General features: G+C 57.9%; 12 protein-coding genes and 2 pseudogenes. 4 read left to right on the top strand and 10 right to left on the bottom strand.

All coding sequences use genetic code 11. The features are described 5' to 3' along the window. Window positions 1-784: 784 nt before the first annotated feature. Window positions 785-1,907, top strand: a pseudogene (gene nolL, locus FXV83_RS45280) (nodulation factor fucose acetyltransferase NolL). 263 nt (window positions 1,908-2,170) lie between these two features. On the opposite strand, the gene FXV83_RS45605 reads toward nolL, so the two are convergent. The 8 genes from FXV83_RS45605 to FXV83_RS45600 form a co-directional block, all read right to left on the bottom strand. Further along, on the bottom strand, window positions 2,171-2,647 hold the full coding sequence (locus FXV83_RS45605) for a pantoate--beta-alanine ligase (protein ID WP_210250800.1): 477 nt from the start codon (window positions 2,645-2,647) through the stop codon (window positions 2,171-2,173). Window positions 2,648-2,891: 244 nt separating this feature from the next. Beyond that, complete coding sequence (gene panB, locus FXV83_RS40725) at window positions 2,892-3,764, bottom strand: 3-methyl-2-oxobutanoate hydroxymethyltransferase (RefSeq protein ID WP_148745663.1); 873 nt, start codon at window positions 3,762-3,764, stop codon at window positions 2,892-2,894. Between the two features lie 849 nt (window positions 3,765-4,613). Then, complete coding sequence (locus FXV83_RS40720) at window positions 4,614-5,879, bottom strand: adenosylmethionine--8-amino-7-oxononanoate transaminase (RefSeq protein ID WP_148745662.1); 1,266 nt, start codon at window positions 5,877-5,879, stop codon at window positions 4,614-4,616. Beyond that, window positions 5,876-6,508, bottom strand: a complete 633-nt coding sequence (gene bioD / locus FXV83_RS40715) for a dethiobiotin synthase (RefSeq protein WP_148745661.1) — start codon at window positions 6,506-6,508, stop codon at window positions 5,876-5,878. Before bioD ends, FXV83_RS40720 begins: the two co-directional genes overlap by 4 nt. After that, entirely contained in the window at window positions 6,505-7,659 is a 1,155-nt protein-coding gene (locus FXV83_RS40710; protein ID WP_148745660.1) for an 8-amino-7-oxononanoate synthase, read from the bottom strand. The genes bioD and FXV83_RS40710 overlap by 4 nt, the downstream gene beginning before the upstream one ends. Window positions 7,660-7,742: 83 nt before the next feature. Further along, window positions 7,743-8,096, bottom strand: a complete 354-nt coding sequence (gene panD, locus FXV83_RS40705) for an aspartate 1-decarboxylase (RefSeq protein ID WP_148745659.1) — start codon at window positions 8,094-8,096, stop codon at window positions 7,743-7,745. 51 nt (window positions 8,097-8,147) lie between these two features. Beyond that, entirely contained in the window at window positions 8,148-9,131 is a 984-nt protein-coding gene (gene bioB, locus FXV83_RS40700; RefSeq protein WP_148745658.1) for a biotin synthase BioB, read from the bottom strand. Between the two features lie 635 nt (window positions 9,132-9,766). Then, the gene (locus FXV83_RS45600; RefSeq protein ID WP_430648979.1) at window positions 9,767-10,090 is read right to left on the bottom strand and encodes a DUF7694 domain-containing protein; all 324 of its coding nucleotides are present in this window, start codon (window positions 10,088-10,090) and stop codon (window positions 9,767-9,769) included. 1,917 nt (window positions 10,091-12,007) lie between these two features. On the opposite strand from FXV83_RS45600, the gene FXV83_RS43435 reads away from it, so the two are divergent. After that, window positions 12,008-12,157, top strand: a complete 150-nt coding sequence (locus tag FXV83_RS43435) for a hypothetical protein (protein WP_187436524.1) — start codon at window positions 12,008-12,010, stop codon at window positions 12,155-12,157. Between the two features lie 219 nt (window positions 12,158-12,376). Continuing rightward, entirely contained in the window at window positions 12,377-12,610 is a 234-nt protein-coding gene (locus FXV83_RS40690; RefSeq protein ID WP_148745656.1) for a hypothetical protein, read from the top strand. A gap of 1,769 nt (window positions 12,611-14,379) precedes the next feature. Here FXV83_RS40690 and FXV83_RS40685 read toward each other — a convergent pair. Beyond that, window positions 14,380-15,328: pseudogene (locus FXV83_RS40685) on the bottom strand (IS256 family transposase); the annotation flags it as partial. 108 nt (window positions 15,329-15,436) lie between these two features. Between FXV83_RS40685 and FXV83_RS40680 the strand changes: the two are divergent. After that, the gene (locus FXV83_RS40680; protein ID WP_148745655.1) at window positions 15,437-15,868 is read left to right on the top strand and encodes a hypothetical protein; all 432 of its coding nucleotides are present in this window, start codon (window positions 15,437-15,439) and stop codon (window positions 15,866-15,868) included. 31 nt (window positions 15,869-15,899) lie between these two features. Here the strand turns inward: FXV83_RS40680 and FXV83_RS40675 are convergent, their stop codons facing one another. Then, the gene (locus FXV83_RS40675) at window positions 15,900-17,864 is read right to left on the bottom strand and encodes a glycoside hydrolase family 127 protein (RefSeq protein WP_148745654.1); all 1,965 of its coding nucleotides are present in this window, start codon (window positions 17,862-17,864) and stop codon (window positions 15,900-15,902) included. Between the last annotated feature and the right edge of the window lie 286 nt (window positions 17,865-18,150).

Below are 18,150 nucleotides of genomic sequence, written 5' to 3'. Positions count from 1 at the left end.
CTGTGATCCGCCGAGTCGGCTGATGCGCGAAGAACGCCTGCTGCCCTCCTTGGTCCTCCACAACACTGAGTGCGAGCAGCACCTTTGACCATAGAACCTCGCAATCGCGAGCGACTCTGGTCGAGCTGATTCGCTATCAGTCATCCTGCGAGTACGATCCAACTAAGGCCTTCGCGGATGCACACGAAGCCACGAGCTTCGCTAAGAGATGGGGCGACGAAAGTCGTCAAGGCACGCGCGGTTGACGGCGTTAGTTACACGAAACCGAACAAGCGTCTCAAGCAGAAAGGTCGGTCCTCGGTTTTTGCTCCAGAACTGCAGAGCACCGCTATCGGCGTGCGCGGGTAGCATGCTGCCGTAACCCCAATGTTGGCGCGCTCGAGTTTCAGCTATCAGAAGCCCCTATTGGCGTGAGCACCTCGGCGTCAAGCGAAGCTGACAAACGAAATCTCAACTATGCTTGGGCCAACCGAGGAAGCCCGACGCATCTGCCGGGTCTGGGATGCGTCGGGCCGAGTGGGAGACTGAGCGTGACAGTCTTCCTCCCACAAACGCGTCTGCAAGTAGTATGCCGTGCCCGTGCGGCTACAGCCGTGTCTCAAATTAGATATCTTCTTTGCCACAAAGTTGTTCCCCGAGGCATTCAGAGACGCTCGGCCCACAGCTAGTTCCTGGAAGGCCTAACTCCCTTCCAAAAACCCCCGCCATCACCTTTCGTTTGGATCAAAAATGAGGCAGAAGAAGCGGACAACGGGCCGCCGGCTCGTCAACAACAGATATCTAGATGTTTGATACATTGATACCCGTGACTGGAACGATCGTCCCCAGTTCACGCACGACAGAGGCAAACGATCGAGATCTAAGTTTAGATTTCGCGAAAGGTGCACTCATTGTTTTGGTCATTGTTGGGCACCTGATCCAGTATGTCATCTACCGAGACGACGGGTTTTGGTATTCGCCGTACTACAAATCGATCTATATGTTTCACATGCCGCTCTTTATGGCGATAAGCGGATATCTTTCTTCTCGATCGCTGCTGCAAAAGTCGTTCACTCGAGCAACCAGCGACCGCGCGAAGCAGCTCTTGCTGCCGATGCTGTTTTGGTGGGCGATAATGGAGACAGCTAAGTTAGCGGCATTGTGGCGCGCGACCAGCCTAACGAGCGGACTTTTGGGATTTTTAGACGATCTCGCTGGCACATACTGGTTCATCTGGGCCACATTTGTTTCCTACCTTCTCATCAAGATTTCTACCAGGCTCAACTGCCGATCGTGGGTCATAACTGGCTCAGCCATACTGGTCGCACTCGCGCCTCTGACATTCTCCATATCACCCCTGATCAGATTCACTTACCCGTTCTTCTGCTTCGGCTTCTTGCTTGCTCAATCGAGAGAACGATGGACGAGTACATTGCGACAATCACAAGCCGCTCCTGATTTTATTTCTCTCGATAGTGACTTGCGTATGCTTTCTAGCATGGGGCAAGAACACCTATGTCTACAATAATCTTGCGCTAATTCACGATTTTCGGTCGACTAAAGACGTGCTTCTCATGTTTGTTGGCTCTGCAGCTGCGTCAGCAATCGCTATCGAACTCCTGCTGCAATGCTGGAGCTTTGGCCATTCAAATCGAATGGCCCGCTTTATCGCTGTGGAGTTGGGCCAGACCACACTACTGCTCTACCTGGTCCAGGGTACCGTGTTCCGTCTCATGGATTTCATACAGTTCGGAGTACTCTGGGATCTCACGACCCGGTTGATCATCGCGGGTATGCTCGGGGCCGCGATCATTGCGATCGCCCTAACGATCCGTTCGATTGTTCGCGGCGTTCCATATCTGTCTCAGCTCGTCCTTGGAATGCCACCACGCTCAGGTCTCCCGCAAGCCAAACCTGCAATGAACTAGCTGTATGCATTTGATCGTTTGAGTACGGCAGGGTGCCGATAGCATCGACTTGTGACGGCGCTGGAATAGCGTTCGAACCCAGATCCGGCGGCGATTGCGTGCCGCCGGTCGAGCCGGTGATCGGCATAAGAGCAACACGAAGCGTGTATTGCTCAGGGTTTGTATGGCACCGGCGAACTCAGCCCATTGCCATCCATCCAAATACGATCGAGTGTCGTGAGACTAGCTTCGCTGTACCAGTCGTCTAGCCGCCGGTTTTCGACCTAGATCTGGCGATCGAACCTAATCCAATCACACTCGGCGAGATGGTTCTTCGAGTGCCGCACTGAACCCGAGACGTCCCAGTCGTTCGAATCTCCGTCTCGGCCCGCAGCTGCCCGAAGCAAAAGGCCCTCGGCAACCAACCGTTCTTGTTCGATGAGATGGCGGTCCGATTGCTCATCGCGAGCCTGTCGGCTTCTCACCGTCTCAAAACGGTGATGATCTCGATCGGAAGATTTAGATTCACGACCATGCGGCGCACGACCGCGCGTTGTTGAACCCTTTTGTCCAGTGCATGCGACAATGGGCGGCACGATCTTGAACAGCTTGCACACGTACTTCGCAACGCCGCGAAAATGCAAGCGTGCAGAGGCTTGGCGAGTTCGCCGGTTCGACGAGGTCTCAAATAACACCGGACAAGTCTCCCGGGATCCTGGCGCAGAGACGATACCGACCCGCTTCGCGACACGGCTTCTCATCGTTTGGGAAGTCACGAGACTATCTGCCGAGATCCTCATTTGGTCTCAACTGGAGCGGGTGCGAGGAAGGCCCTCACGACGGGTGATATCGGAGGTCGTCGAGCTTTCGGCCAAGGCTAGATGACGCTCGTGCGGGCGACCAATCGTCGCAGCGGGCCCGCCTCGCTATCGGACTGGCGCTCCTGGGCAAGGGCGCCGCGCAGTTCCCCGACCGTACTTGCTAGTTTACATGTTGGACCTTGCACTAGCTTGATTTGGAAGGCGTCCAGTTTACGATCGACTCGCGCAAGCCGTCCGGAATCCGATATGACTCCTGCGGCGCAGGGAATGCCCCGCTACGGACATCAGCTGCCCAGCGCGAGAGGCCCTCCTGCAGCAGCTGACGGCCGTCTACGTAGACACGGACGAATTTGGGATAATGGCTTCCCGCGAGCCCCAACACGTCGTGGAACACTAGAACTTGGCCTGAGCAACTTGGACCCGCTCCGATCCCGATCGTTGGTATGGTGAGAGATTCAGTCGCTCGGGCAGCGAGCTCAGCCGGGATGCCTTCGAGGACAAGAGCAAAGCATCCGGCCTGCTGTAGCTGGTGCGCATCGTCAAGCAGACGTAGGGCATCGTCCGCGTTCCGACCTTGTACCTTGAAGCCACCCATCGCGTTGACGCTTTGTGGCGTGAGACCAAGATGGCCCATCACGGGAATTTCGCAATTCACCAAGGCTCGGATCATCTCGACACGCTTACCCCCTCCCTCAAGCTTGACGGCGTCGGCGCCACGCTGCAGGAAGCCTCCAGCGTTGCGTATCGTGTCGTCGGGACTGAGATGAAAGCTGAGAAACGGCATGTCAGCTACGAGCATGGCGCGAGGCCTTGTTCGCGCGACCGCCTCCAGGTGGTGATTCATCATCGCCATGCTGACCGGTAAAGTGTCATCAAACCCAAGGCATACGTTGCCGACGCTATCGCCAACAAGAATGACGTCGACGACAGGATCGGCGATACGTGCCGTTACCGCATCATAAGCCGTGGTCATGACAATGGCGCGCCTTTCCTCCTTGCATCGTTGCAGAACTGGAATCGTGACGCGTTCAACTGACAGCTGCGAAATGTGGCTCATGTTCGATCTGACCCGGCCCCGCATGTCTCTGGAAATGGCCTTTCCCTTGGAAGAGCAAAAGGTATCTGTCAATAGCAAGGCCGAAAAGGCGGGTCACTGAGAAGTTGGAAAGTACAAAGTTTCCAATGATTGCGCGGTCAGCAAACAAAATCTTTCAAGATGTTCCTCTGCGCGGAGGTTCTGGGACTCACCATCCAAACATTCTGCGAGTCAACACGGCGGCCTGGAGACGATGCACGCGAGCGGCGACAGTGGATGTGCTTATGAGGCTCCGATCTACGTGTCAAAGCCCACTTAAGGCGGCATATGTCCATTTCGTATCGCTGCTGATGGGCTTATGGCGCTCAAAGCCGCGGCTTCGGCGGACTGCAGGCACATTCCGAAGCGAGCGGGATCCAGGCGAGGGAAATAGGAAAGATGCACCAGCGCTCGCACGGCTGCGGCAAACTCCAGAATGCGGATGACGTGTCCACCATCTTCGCGTCCGTAGCCTCTTGATAAGACCTGCCGTCCAGGCAATCTCCTCTGGTCGAAATGACGGAGGAACTTCAGCAACAGGCCGCCACCAATGGACGCATAGCTTCATCACCTTGTGCCGAATTCGCGCAGGCATCCACACCGATGAACGGGTACCCAATCGCGATGACGCGATCGGATTGAAACCGAACGCACGGTGACACTGTGGACCGGCGGCGAAGCCCGCGGCCGCCCGGCCGGCGGCACCCACATTGCAGGATGCGAGGCAACAATCGTCCATTTCGTAGGCAGTCTATGGGAAGGCTCTCTCAAAGTCGTTCAGGAAGCGGACGACAGCTCAGAATCCTAGATCTTGCGCTCCCGCGCGCATCTTCAGGCCAGCGCATCGGCAGCGTCACAGATGCCTGCATATATTTCGCCCAGGTCTCCTGCTGTTACGCAATACGGCGGCATCACGTAAATCGTATTACCGAGTGGGCGCAGCAAGAGATTGCGGCCTTTAAAGAAGGCGTGAAGCTTCGGTCCGACGCCTGCGAGATAGCCGGTATCTCTCGTCTTCAGATCGAGTGCTGTGATTGTGCCGCAACGGCGAACGTTTGCAAAGCGCGGATTGGCGCGGAGTGCTTCAATTGCCTGCTCTTGCATGGTTGCGACCGCGGCGATGCGCCGGTGACATTCCTGGTCTTTCCACAGATCCAGGTTAGCCTTGGCGGCGGCACAGGCGACCGGATTTGCCGTATACGAACTCGAGTGAAAGAATGTGCGCGTACGGTCTTCTGAATAATGAGCATCGAAAATCTCTGCCCGGCAGAGTGTCACGGCGAGTGGCAGCGCCCCTCCCGTGAGACCCTTCGAATAGCACGCTATATCTGGCACGACATTGGCCTGCTCACAGGCGAAGATTGTTCCGGTGCGGCCCCAGCCCGTCATGACCTCATCGGCAATGAACAGGACGTCGGATGCCTCGCAGATTCGCTTCATCTCTCTTAGCACCCAAGCTGGGTACATCAGCATTCCGCCTGCCCCTAACACCAGAGGCTCGACAATAAAGGCCGCGGGATTTTCGTTCCGACATGCTGACTCAAGCGCATCAAGCGTTGCCTGCTCACGACCGCTCGCAGGGAACGGGATTGAGGTCACGTCGAACAGGAGGGGTCCGTACGCCGCATTGAAGACACCGCGGGCACCAACTGACATCGCGCCGAACGTGTCGCCGTGATAGGAGTGCTGCATGACAACGATGCGTGTTCGCTGTTCGCCTATATTGTGCCAATAGCCGAGTGCCATCTTCAAGGCGACCTCTACGCTGGCTGAGCCACTATCCGAGTAAAACACATGGTCGACGCCTCGGGGTGCGAGTTTCAAAAGGAGCTGAGCGACCTCCTCAGCCGGATCATGCGTGTAGCCGGCGAAAATGATTTGGTTCAACTTGCCGGCCTGTTCCTGAATCGCGCTCACGATCTGCGGATGGCAATGGCCGTGAGTGACGACCCACCAGGATGAGATTGCATCTATGATTCGATGATCATCCGCAGTGTAGAGATAAGCACCGTTGCCACGCACAACCTTGGTCATCTCGTTGTCAAGAGCATGCTGCGTGAATGGATGCCAAATTGGGCACCTCTTGTTTGGCATCATGGCTTGAAATCGCCGGGGATAAACGAGCCCTTGAAGACAGCCTGTAGGCTGTCTGCCGTCAGAGGAGAAATCCAGGGCAGCCGTCCTAACCAACGTACCCGCGTGATGTCACAAATTGCGCTCTCAGTTTCAGAATTTCTTTCCCCGATGAATGCGATCCCAAGAATGTCGATCTGGCGCTTTCGCAAGGCCTCTATCGATAGCAGGGAGTGATTGATGGTCCCGAGTAGCGTGCGGGCGCAAAGCACGACGGGAAGCCGCCACCGCTCGAAGACGTCGATGTAGAGTGCGCTAGAACTCAGTGGCACCATCAGCCCGCCGGCACCTTCGATGACGAGCGGTCGCTCCCCGGTATCCGGCACAACGAGCGAATCGGGATCGATGCGAATTGCGTCTATTTCGGCGGAATGATGCGGGGAAGCGGGCGTTCTAAGGCGGTAACGCTCCGGAACGATCCGATCGGCCGAGAGACCGCCCAGTCGAGCGACCAGCTGGCTATCGGTCTCATCTTCAAGACCGGCCTGAATTGGTTTCCAATAATTCGCGCCGAGAAGCTGAGCAAGGCCTGCCGAAAAGACAGTTTTGCCGATCCCTGTATCTGTGCCGGTCACCACGATCCGCTGACTCATCGAAACCCGCCCCTCGTCTCCTCAGCGAGCGCATCGAGCATCGCACGCACCTCATCCTCTCCGACATTGAGCGTCAGTGAAATTCGTAAACGGGCCGTGCCGGCCGGCACCGTTGGCGGTCTGATTCCTCGGATGTCAAATCCGCGAGCCTGTAGCGCGGAGGCTAACCTCATGGCGCGGGCATTCTCGCCAACGATATAGGGCAGGATCTGCGAGTTCGAAGGACTTCTCTCGCCTCGCGCAACCATCTCCCGAAGCGTGAACGCGACAAGCTTCGCCAGCCGCTGTTGGCGCTCCGGCTCCTCCTGCAGGATCAACAGAGCCTCCCGTACGGCCACCGCCATTAGCGGCGAAGGGGCAGTCGCGAAAATAAACGGGCGACAGCGATTGACTATGAAGTCGCGCAGCACGCCAGAGGCGGTGACAAGCGCGCCGGCAGCTCCCAGCGCCTTGCCGCAGGTATGAACAACGAGGAGATTTTCGCGTCCTTCATAGGGCGCAGTGAGCCCTCGTCCCTGCTCGCCGTAAACGCCGGTGGCATGAGCCTCGTCCACAACCAAGAACGCATCGTGCCGGTCCGCGATCGCGAGCAAATCTTCAAGCGGCGCGAAATCGCCATCCATGCTGTAGAGGCTTTCGACTACGATCCAGACCTGCCCCGCTCCGCCCGCGGTCCGCCAGTCGCGAATTGCGCCTTCGATAGCCTGGGGATCGTTATGGGCGCTAATTCGAAACGCGGCTCGGCCAGCTCGCGCGCCTTCGTGAATACTGGCGTGAACCAGCGAATCAAGGACGACCAGGTCGTGCCGTTGCGGCAACGTTGTCAGCACCGCAAAATTTGCGACATAACCACCGCCAAAGAAAAGCGCGGTCTGCGCCCCGAAGAACCGCGCCGCCTCTGCTTCGAGGCATTCGTGCTCCTCGCAGTTGCCGCGCAGAAGCCGTGATCCGCCGGCTCCGATCGGAGTACCGGCTTCGAGCGCTGTCACGATGGCCTTTTTCATGCGCGGCGCGCTCGCCAGGGCCAGATAATCGTTTGATGAAAAGTCGGCCCCGGTGCGCGGCCTGAGACTGCGCAGGCGGTCGTCTTCCTTAAGCGCATCCAGGCCTGCCACATAGCTGGCGAATTTAGCGGCAACGATGGAACTCATTCTTCACTCGCTGAGCAACGGTGGATGCGCAAAACGCCAACGGGCGGTGAAGAGCGGGGTCTTCCCGCGTTGGCTGCTTGGATTCAAACCGGCAGGATGCGATTTTCTCGATCAACCAGCACAATGCGCGGCCTGAAGATTCTTGCATCCTCCTCGTCAAATGACGCGTATGCGACGATACTTATCTTATCTCCGGGCATCGCCAATCGCGCCGCCGCACCGTTCACGTCTACGGTGCCGGATCCCTGTGGCGCTTCTGTCACAAACGTTGCAAAGCGTGCCCCCGTCTCGAGATTGTAGAGTTCGACGCGTTCGTTGATCAGGATACCGGCCGCGTCCAGCAGCGCGCGATCAATCGAGATCGAGCCTTCATAGTGCAGGTCGGATTCAGTTACCGAGGCGCAATGAATCGTTCCCTTCATCAAGACAATCTGCATTTCTCACCTACGCTGATCGCTTGCGCGCAGCACCTCTGTTGTTCTGATAACCTAAACGAGTCCAGGCGTAATGCCGAGCCGGGCAAGCAAACTTGCGTCACGGTCAAGTTGCGGGTTTTTGGTAGTCAGCAACACATCGCCGACAAAGATGGAATTCGCACCCGCCAAGAAGCATAGCGCTTGGAGTTCATCAGTCATGTACTGGCGCCCTGCGGCCAACCGTACGACGCTCTTGGGCATCATGATCCGCGCGGTCGCCACCAGGCGCACCAGGGCAATCGGATCGGGACGGTCCGCCGTGACCTTCACCGGCACGCCATTCACCTCGTTCCAGAGGTTGATCGGTATGCTTTCCGGATGGTTGGGAAGATTGGCGAGCAGTACCAGCATGCCGAGACGGTCCTCGACGTGCTCACCCATACCAATAATGCCGCCGCAGCAGACTTTGATGCCCACCTCGCGCACGCGTGTAAGAGTTTCGATGCGATCCTGCAAGGTCCGGGTAGTGATGATGCTGCGGTAGAACTCCGGCGAAGTGTCCACGTTGTGATTGTAGAAGTCGAGGCCGGCGTCGGCGAGCCGTGCGGCTTGCTTTGGCGTGAGCATGCCGAGCGTTACGCACGTCTCCATGCCAACACGTTTAATGGCGGCAATCATGTCGCAGACCTGATCGAGGTCGCGGTCCTTTGGACTGCGCCAGGCCGCGGCCATGCAGAAGCGAGTCGCCCCGGCGGCCTTGGCGCGCTGCGCGGCGGCGACCACATCAGCGCGATCCATCAAGCGAGTTGCCTTCAGGCCAGTGTCGTAATGCACGCTCTGTGCACAGTAGGCGCAATCTTCAGGACAACCGCCGGTCTTGATGCTGAGCAGGCTTGCGGTTTCGACGTGATTTGGGTCGAAATTGCCGCGATGAACGGTGTGGGCCTGAAATAGGAGGTCAGCAAATGGCAGCGCGTAAACCCCTTCCGCCTCGGCACGTTCCCAGTCGCGGCGGACCGGCGCGCCGTTGTGGCCGCTATTGCCTTCGCCTTCCACAGTACCCCCAAGGCTTTCGCTCGATCATAGAGACGATACCGTCGTGCGTAGCTCCGCAAAGCAACACTCTTGCCCGGTATCAAACGAGAATTATCGCCTAGTTGCGCCGGGATGGCGCTCATATCAGGCTAATTAGCCGCCTCTCATGCAGGATTTCCTCGCAGCATCGCGGCGCAGGCAACAACATTTCCTCGACGCGCCTCACTCAGGCAACTAGCCAATGCGTACGGTGGTTGCGCCCCATAGGATCCTTTCCTGATACCGATGTGGTTTGGCCGCGCCACACGTATAACGGACCGACGAATCTGTTCTAATTCGTCACCCGGCCGATTCCGCGCTGGTGTGGTTATGCGCCTCACATTCCGCACAATCACTGGTTGTCCGGACGAGCCGCCTCTGCGAGCGTTGCCTCCCGTCGCCTTCAAAAGCGCAGCCGGTTGGGCTCTGGGGCGCAGAGTGGTGGCCCGCACGCTCTTGGCGGGCCTGTGCATCATTAGGTCACCTAAGCTCTATCGACGGTGTGCTCATCGCCCATGGCTGTGGTGCGGAAATCCGTCTGGACTCTCGAAGATGATCTGCGGGAACAGCAGAGTACTTTGCCGCGGCTCGACTTAACACCGACGTGGCGAGATCAGTTATGACACCGCACTCATCTGCGCAAACAGAATTGCCGCTTCAGACGGCCCAAGCCCGACGATGCCCACGAAGGCTGCCGGAGGCAACGGAATGACCTGACGTGTCGGCCTCCAGAGATGCAGGCAATAGCGACTATTGTTCACATACTGCGAACGAGGAGGATGCAGCTGCATCACGCATTCCTCCTGATCCCAAAACAGATCTTTGACGAGGCACATTTCGTCCCAGTTTGGAGAACGCCGTGGCGTCGACACAGAGACATGCTCCCATCCCGGACGGACGAAGCCGATGATCTTGAGCTGACAGCCACAAGGCCCCTGCACGTAGAAGAGACCGGACCAGATCCCGGTGCGGTGGCGAATCGGCCATCTCGTACGCGCCCCGCCTCGAGTCTTTCTACAATTTGCTTCCTCACGCGGTTCTCCTTGTTTCGACCGATAGAGTTGACTCCCGCACCACTCGTGTCGTCCGACTCATACATCGAGCGGCTGCGACCCCGGCATGGGCAGTCCCAGATACTCCTGATCATCTGCACGGAACCTATCTCGATGAATAACCATCGGTCTCGCCCGCCGAAGAGTTCTGTTGTGGTTGGTCTTTCGACTATGCTTTTCAGTTGGATTTTCTCGTCATGAGTGACTTCGTTGCGAACTTGCCTGATGCAGACGATCCGCGCAGACATCTACGATGGTTTGGCTACGCAACCCATGCCGGCAGGAGCTTCTGCTCGCCTCGGCCTTAACAAGTCCGCAACGTTATGGCGTTGAGCTAACCGTGTTTGGTGCAAGATGCCAGAATTCGGCTGAAACGCCTCGCAGCCAAAATGGCGGCGGAAGCCAATTCGCGTGGCATGATCCGGCGATCCGGCTACTTTGTCACCCCAAGACACGTCCCCGGCTTCGGCAGATGATGCAAAGCGACGCCAATGCTTCGCCAGTTCGTCGAGCGAGAGGCTTGTAATTTCGCTCTTGCGACCATCTGACGGTGGGCTTTCATCTCATTCTTTCTCATGTCCAGCGGTTAGCCGGCTTGCCGCCTGAGACACCTCAATGCGTCATCCATGTGGCCGACCCCCTGACTCACAATTGATTCACGGCCAGAGGCTCGGACGCGCGGACCGCACTCATTCAGCAGCCTCGCTCATTGGCGTTACCGTATGAGGGCGTTGTTCAGCCCTAGAGCCGTCCAACGGAAGGGCTTCCGCGCTGCGATCACAACGCCTTGACCTTCGATGCAACCGTTCGCTCCGGCGGCGATCAGAACTGCCCGTCAACCTCATTTCTTTGCCGCTCCTCCGCGAGGCGAGCCAGCTTATCATACTCCTCAGCGACCATGAGGAGCCTGCATCTGGATGTGTCGTCCTCGAGCGACTCCGCTTTTACTCGCGTCGCTTCCGCACGGCCTCGCCAATGTTTGGCGTCGGAGAATGGCTTCTTCTGCTTCATGCAAAAGACGATGCAATTTTTAGATCAAGAAAATGCGACACATGACCTACGTAAGATCCCGTAGGCTGGCCTTCGCAAAAGCACCTCATTTGCCGTCATCTGCCGCCCGCTCTGTCAATGTCTGAGATGCGACAAGCCACTCGCAATAAGCCCAAGCGCGTCGAGTAAGCTTCACTGCCGTCTTCTCGGTTGAGAACGCCCGCTTGGAAACACCACGCCAACGCAAAATGATAGTGGAGGTTGGGTTCACTGGTGGATCTCGTCAGATCCCGCGCCAAATGCGCGACTCTCGACATAAGGGCTTGAATCGGACGTAGCGTCAGATTGTAAGGTCTCCGTGCAGCTGGCGACCGTGCCTGGCCGTACAACAGCTTTCGAGCTCAGATTGCAGAACGCCCGCGGTGCCCCCAAACGCCTCAGTGAGGCAGCCTCGGCGAATCATTGCAAGATCTCGCGATGAAATCGGGAGTGCAGGAGTACCGGATGCTAAGATCGGAACAGCATCGCCGCGTGGCGATTGCCCGATTTGAGATATTGCTCACGGCGGAGGTCGCCGTCCGGAGATCAGCGCGTTGCTCCTCAGAGTGGAAAGGAAGTGGGAGGCCATACCCCAACTTAGGTGGTCGTGATCCACCTACCACGAACCTGCAAATGGCTTGCTCCCGCCGAAACGGGGCAGCTGTAGGCATGCACGTTGGCATAGTGTTCGATACCCATCCTCCTATCCATGCCCGCTTCATTCGCGGCCCAATGATCGGCCCATCGAGCAGGACGCATGTCCAAGGCGGTCATCCTATGGCCGTCTTGGCGACCCTGAGCGAGCAGGGCATCATTTCGATTGCACGCAAGGTGGTCTTGGAAGCTTTTGACGATTTAACAATTCCGGCCTGGAACCGGTTGACAGGAAGGAATGACAGATCGCGGATGTACGAACTGAAAAAATAGCCTCGTGAGCCGAAAGAAGAATATGTATGCGTCCCCGACGCTCAACAATCAGCGCTACGCGATAGCTGTTGTTCATGCTGCTGCGACGCCTGCCGCTTTACCGAGACTGCTCGTTTCACCGAGCAGGAGTTCGCATATGGGAAATGCGTTGACCAGAGTGGCCCGAAGTGGCGATCTGTCGTCGAGCCGCTGCGGCTATCGGCAATTGGAGTGCGCTGCGTGACGGATGACGAACATGATGTCATCCGTCGTCTTGCAAAAAGAACACGGCACCGCTCTTGTTGCCAAGATCGCGTCTGCTCCAAAGGACGACAACTCGATGCGGGATCACGTGAGCAAGTGCAGCAACCAACGGCAGCACACTTTATGAGCGAGGCGGTCGTGATAGGCGGAGAGATCGGCTCGCAACTTCGTTCAGCGGAACGGATTTTCGATGGTACTTTCAGCCATTAAGGCGACTGATCCGGAAACGCTTTTCGTACAGCGGGCGGGCTATCGGAGCGCCCGTGCTCGTGAGATCTTCGGCGGGACGGCGGCAGAGGAAGGCCATGGATTGTGTGCGATCTCGATACTCTGGAGGACGTCATTGTCGGGACGCGTAGTGAGAGCGCGGTCCGTGGGACGGCCGGCTCTATGTCGAACGGACATTGAACCGCCGCGGGATATCGAGGTGCAGATGCTCGCCGTACTCCGTTCAGCGCCGGTTCCAGAAGGGCACCGAGGCGGCGCCATCGAAGGCATTGTCGGCACAGATGCGGCAACTGGTCGCTCACGCCGGAGCGCCCCTTCGAGTGCCTGGATTGCTTCCGTGCCCGCCTCGATCGTGTTTTTCGGGACGCGCAACACGACCTCCGGAGTATCGATGGCTTCTGCGGCTTTGGTATCAAGCAGTCGTTCAATTGGCGAGCATGTAGCGCGCGAGCTGAGACCACAAGGAAATCTCGATCTATGCTGTGTCCGAAATGTCACACAGAAAACTGGTGCGAGATCGCAATGCACGATCCCTGGACTGGCCGACCAGTGATTACCTGCAATACTTGCGGTGAGTATGCCGAGTACGATTGCCTCCAGCGCAAAACGGCGCGCGCGATTATCGCTGCTACGTTAGCCTGTAACGTAAGAATAGAGGACCAGCGCGATCCGCGGGCGATTGCTGATAGGGTTTTGGATGCGCTGGAGAATGCGGGCCTAACAATCGCTCGCGCCTCAAGATGAATGGGAGGAACCGCCGATCGGCATCGCTACGAGACCCTGCCCTCCCATCAGAGAGCATGGCTAACTGCGCCGCTCGTTCCAACAGCCGTCTGGTTGCCTTCAAAACCGCCGTCTTTCTCGCGGCCCATCTGGAGTTGCACGCTCCCCTAGCAACTCTTTGATACCAGCCACGTTTGTAGCAACCACGCCAATCTGGACCCAAGCCACGATACTCAACGGGACCAGGGCCGAGCACCGCTTGGGCGCGGCCTTTCCAACGTATGACAGCCAGGCAGATCTTCCCACAACTATCGAATCCGCAATGATCGTTGACCTGACGTGGCACCTGACGGCGACTTTAGAGGTCGATAGTTCAAAGTTGTCTAGAACGGCGAAGTCGCTGTTGGTGCCTTGACGGGAATTGGGCTCATTGACCAGAATAGCGCGCTCCTGTTTGATCTCGTTTCCTATTCTGCCCAGCCGCCGCGGCCCCGAGAAATCCCGGGAAGCCATTAAGATCGTGACAGCGGAGAGCTCGGCTGGATAGGCAAAGCCAATTCGCACAGACGCGAGGGAGCATTCTAGCCATGGACGACTGATTCCCGGCGGCGATGCAGCTCCTATCCCATAGATGTTTCAAGAACTTCATTGACTCGCGTGGTCACTCGTTGCCTGCAACGAGCAGCCTCACAGCTGTGCGTCGCTATGCGCGCACACTGGAACGGAGCTGAGCTACGCGGTTCCGCAGACGACGAATACCGAAAGCCAACTGCTTTGGTGAAGTTCCTCCAGCCATCCTCGCCAGCGGTTGCCATTTTCGCTCTATGCAGAGTCAGATTGTAAAGTGCCCAGCTAGGTAGCACCAATCTTCGGTCGCTTCAGAATTCCTGTGGACAGCAGCGGAACAGGCCGATCGCGTACGATGAGAGGTCTTCTGCCAAAGCGGCTGAGGATCGCGCTCGATCGTGTCCCGTGGCGTGGTGTAGCTGGCGGTGGATCACCGCGTTCGCCGGCGAGAGCCGGGCTGGTCAGCTGGCGATAGCCGTGAGGCTGACGCTCGGATCATCGCTCAACGGCGCGATGGTTTCCAGCGTCATGTAACGGGCGCGCTGGACGGCCCATTCATCATTCTGTTCGAGCAGGATCGCACCGATGAGGCGAACGATGGCGTCCTCGTTGGGGAAGATGCCGACCACCTCGGTGCGCCGCTTGATCTCGCCGTTGAGGCGCTCGATCGGGTTGGTGGAGTGCAGCTTGGTCCGGTGCTGCGGCGGGAAGGTCATGTAGGCGAGCACGTCAGTCTCCGCGTCGTCGAGAAAGCCAGCAAGCTTGGGCAGCTTGGGGCGAAGCTGGTCGGCAACCTTCCGCCACTGTGCTCGCGCGGCCTCGGCATCGTCCTGGGCGAAGGCTGTGGCAATGAAGGCAGAGACGACGCGCCGTCCGCTCTTGCCGGCATGCGCCAGCGCGTCGCGCATGAAGTGGACGCGGCAGCGCTGCCAGCTGGCATTGAGCACCTTGGCCACGGTGGCCTTGATACCCTCGTGGGCATCGGACACGACCAGCTTGACGCCGCGCAGACTGCGGCGGGCGAGCTTGCGCAGGAACGCCGTCCAGAACGCCTCGGCCTCGGACGGCCCGATGTCCATGCCGAGCACCTCGCGCCGGCCGTCGCTGTTGACACCGACCGCGACAATCACCGCGACTGAGACGATGCGGCCATTCCTGGCGCACCTTCATGTAGGTGGCATCGATCCACAGATACGGCCAGTCGCCCTCGATTGGACGGGCGAGGAACGCCTTCACCTTGTCGTCGATCTCGCTGCACAGCCGGCTGACCTGGCTCTTGGAAATGCCGGTCATGCCCATCGCCTGTACCAGATCGTCCACCGAGCGGGTCGAAACGCCCTGCACATAGGCCTCCTGCACCACGGCGGTGAGCGCCTTCTCGGCCATGCGGCGCGGCTCCAGGAAGCCCGGGATGCCATCGCGCATGTGCGTTCCTTAGCGGATTTGCGTGCTCACGCTAGCCCGCATGTTTCTAAGGCCGCTATCTGCTCGGACGACGAAAGGGAGGACGAAATTGATATGGCGCGCCTCGCTGCATGGCACACCCAAGGCGTTACAGAGAGTGCTTTTGTGTCATTGTGCGAGGACCCCTCACGACTGCTCCTTTCAAAGGACGAGACCGAGCATGGCGCGAAGGCAATTGCAGAGAACGCTAAGGAGTTACACACCTACACGATACCGAGTGTCATCGCTTGGCCGACCAAAAAAATCAACGGTATTTTAGAGCGCGGCCATGCTCCTGGAGATGAGGAGTTGCGAGTTTGGGTGAGGGGAATACCGACCGAGGAGGCCGAGGTCTTGTTTCTGGGCGGCAATCTAGCTGACTATCGGACAGCCAGCGTCGATAATCCGAAGACGGCTGACGCACTGCAAGATGGTCCGCCCGTCAAGAAAGCAAGGGGCAGCTCCGATGCGCCCGAGATGATACGGCATCATCACGGCCAAACTTGATCGCACGTGACGCGCGACTCAGGCGTTCGCGTCAGCGCTCATTAATCCAAATCCGCATTTCGCCCTCGCCGCGGTTAGCCCAGCTGAACCACGGAATGAATGTCAGCGGCTGCAGTTGTAGCTGTCCGGGCACTTTGTCGTACTGATAAAGCGCCCTTTCTTCAGAATGCGTGTGTTGCAACCTGGCCCCATCAGCCTGCAGCAAAATCTTGTCGCTAAAGAGACCAGAGCCTTCGATAAGCGAAAACTGGCTTTCTGCAGGAAGCCAAACGTTATGTAACTCGGTCCCGTTGTCGGCTTCTTCCAGACAATAAATCAAAGGGCCACGCTGGATAGCCACCTTGCCCGCCAAATTGCGAAGTTGCGGATGACCGTATACGCGGCGTACTTCCATCGGCAGCGATAGTTTGACCCGATCTCCCTGCCGCCACGTGCGGTGAATGTGCAAATAGCCCTTGCGCGACTCGCAATTGACAGGTTCGCCGTTCAGGGTCGTCTCCGGCGCGCTGCACCATTCCGGCAGGCGCAGGGCGAGCGTGTGGGCGATTGGCTGTGCAGATTCCACAGCGATTTCCACCTCGTCCCTCCAAGGATAGTTGCCGCTTATGAGCAACCGCAGCGTATGCCCGCCGACCGATACCGCCACGCTATTGCCAATATAGAGATTGATATAGAGCGCGTCGGAGCATGGCGTATAGATGTAATGACCAATTGATGTGAAGATGCGTGCGATGTTCGGCGGACAGCAGGCGCAGCCAAACCAGCGTTGCCGCACCGGCCTGACATGACTGTAGATGCCATTGGACCGCAGCGTTTTGGGATGAACTTCGAGCGGGTTAACATAGAAATAGTGACGCCCATCAAAAGCGATACTGCCTAGGACCGTATTGTAGAACGCGCGCTCCATCACGTCGGCATAGCGACTGTCCACTTCCATCTCCAGCATACGGCGCGCGAACATCATCAGGCCAATCGACGCGCAACTTTCCGCGTACGCAGTATCGTTCGGCAGATCGTAATCACTGCTGAACGCTTCGCCGAAGCTTTGCGAGCCGATACCGCCGGTGATATAGATCTGGCGCTGCACCATGTTTTGCCATAGCCGTAGGCAAGCCTGGCGTTGCTGCTCGTTCTGACGCAGCCGCGCGAGATGAGCGACCGCAGTCATGAGGTATACAAACCGAACCGCATGACCGGTTGCGGTCCGCTGTTCCGAAATTGGCAGGTGCGCCTGGCTATAGGCTTTATTTTTCACCGTCGAGGGCACGCCAGATGATTTGACGTGGCACGATTGCCGGCGTTTCTCGTGTTCCATGTCATAGAAGTGCGGCTCTGTGCCGCGTTGCTCCACGAAATAATTGGCTAGCGTCAGATATCGCTGCTCCTGCGTCACTTCGTAGAGGCGCGTCAATGCAAGTTCAATTTCTGGATGGCCATCATAGCCGTGTAACTGATCGCGCTCCGGGCCGAAAACCGTGCCGAGGTGGTCAGCAAGCTTGCAAACGACCTCCAGCAGGCGTCGTTTGCCAGTAGCCAGAAAGAAAGCGATACCCGCTTCAATCAAGTGGCCGGCACAGTAAAGCTCATGGCATTCGGCTAGGTTGCTCCAGCGGTCCTGAGGCGCCTTTAGCATGAAATAGGTGTTGAGATAGCCGTCGCCGCATTGGGCGGCCGCAATCACTTCAATCAGCTCATCGGCGGCTTTCTCCAAGTCCGGATTGGGCGCCTGGCACAGCGACCAAGCAACCGCCTCTAGCCATTTTGCGACATCACTGTCCTGAAAAACCGTGCCGTAGAACTCCCCCTTCGCACGTCCGGCGGCAATACGGAAGTTTTCTACCGCGTGGCTCGGTGTCGCTGCGGGATTGCGGTCGTTCAGCGCGTCCCATTGATAGGGAATCGCCACTTCCGTCACCAAGTGCTGGTATTTCCCAATCAGCGGATCCGAGACCTGTAGGTCGTGAAGATTGACTTCGGCCACATCTCGCTGATTCATCTCGTTTCTCCTTCGTGTGGGGCGAACGGGCGCCTAGCTCAGGCAAGCCAGCTCGCCATGATCGTTGTTGAGGTTGCGGCCTCGAAATTGGCGGCTGCGCCATCGTATTCTCCACGCGAACGTTGAAGCGCTAGAAATGGAAAGGCTGCCCCCGATGCCGCTGGACGACGTAGGCTTCAGAAAGGGCCCGCCTAACACTACAGTTGCCGTTTTGCTTTGAGGTGCGCATGCCGAGCGGTCGCCTGGTGAGCTCTGCGCCAGAGTGACCATGCGATGATGTGTGCGG

The organism is Bradyrhizobium hipponense (assembly GCF_008123965.1).
Classification (GTDB): Bacteria; Pseudomonadota; Alphaproteobacteria; order Rhizobiales; family Xanthobacteraceae; genus Bradyrhizobium; species Bradyrhizobium hipponense.
The sequence above is the reverse complement of the archived record's forward strand: the minus strand, read 5'-3'. Positions and strand labels throughout refer to the sequence as shown.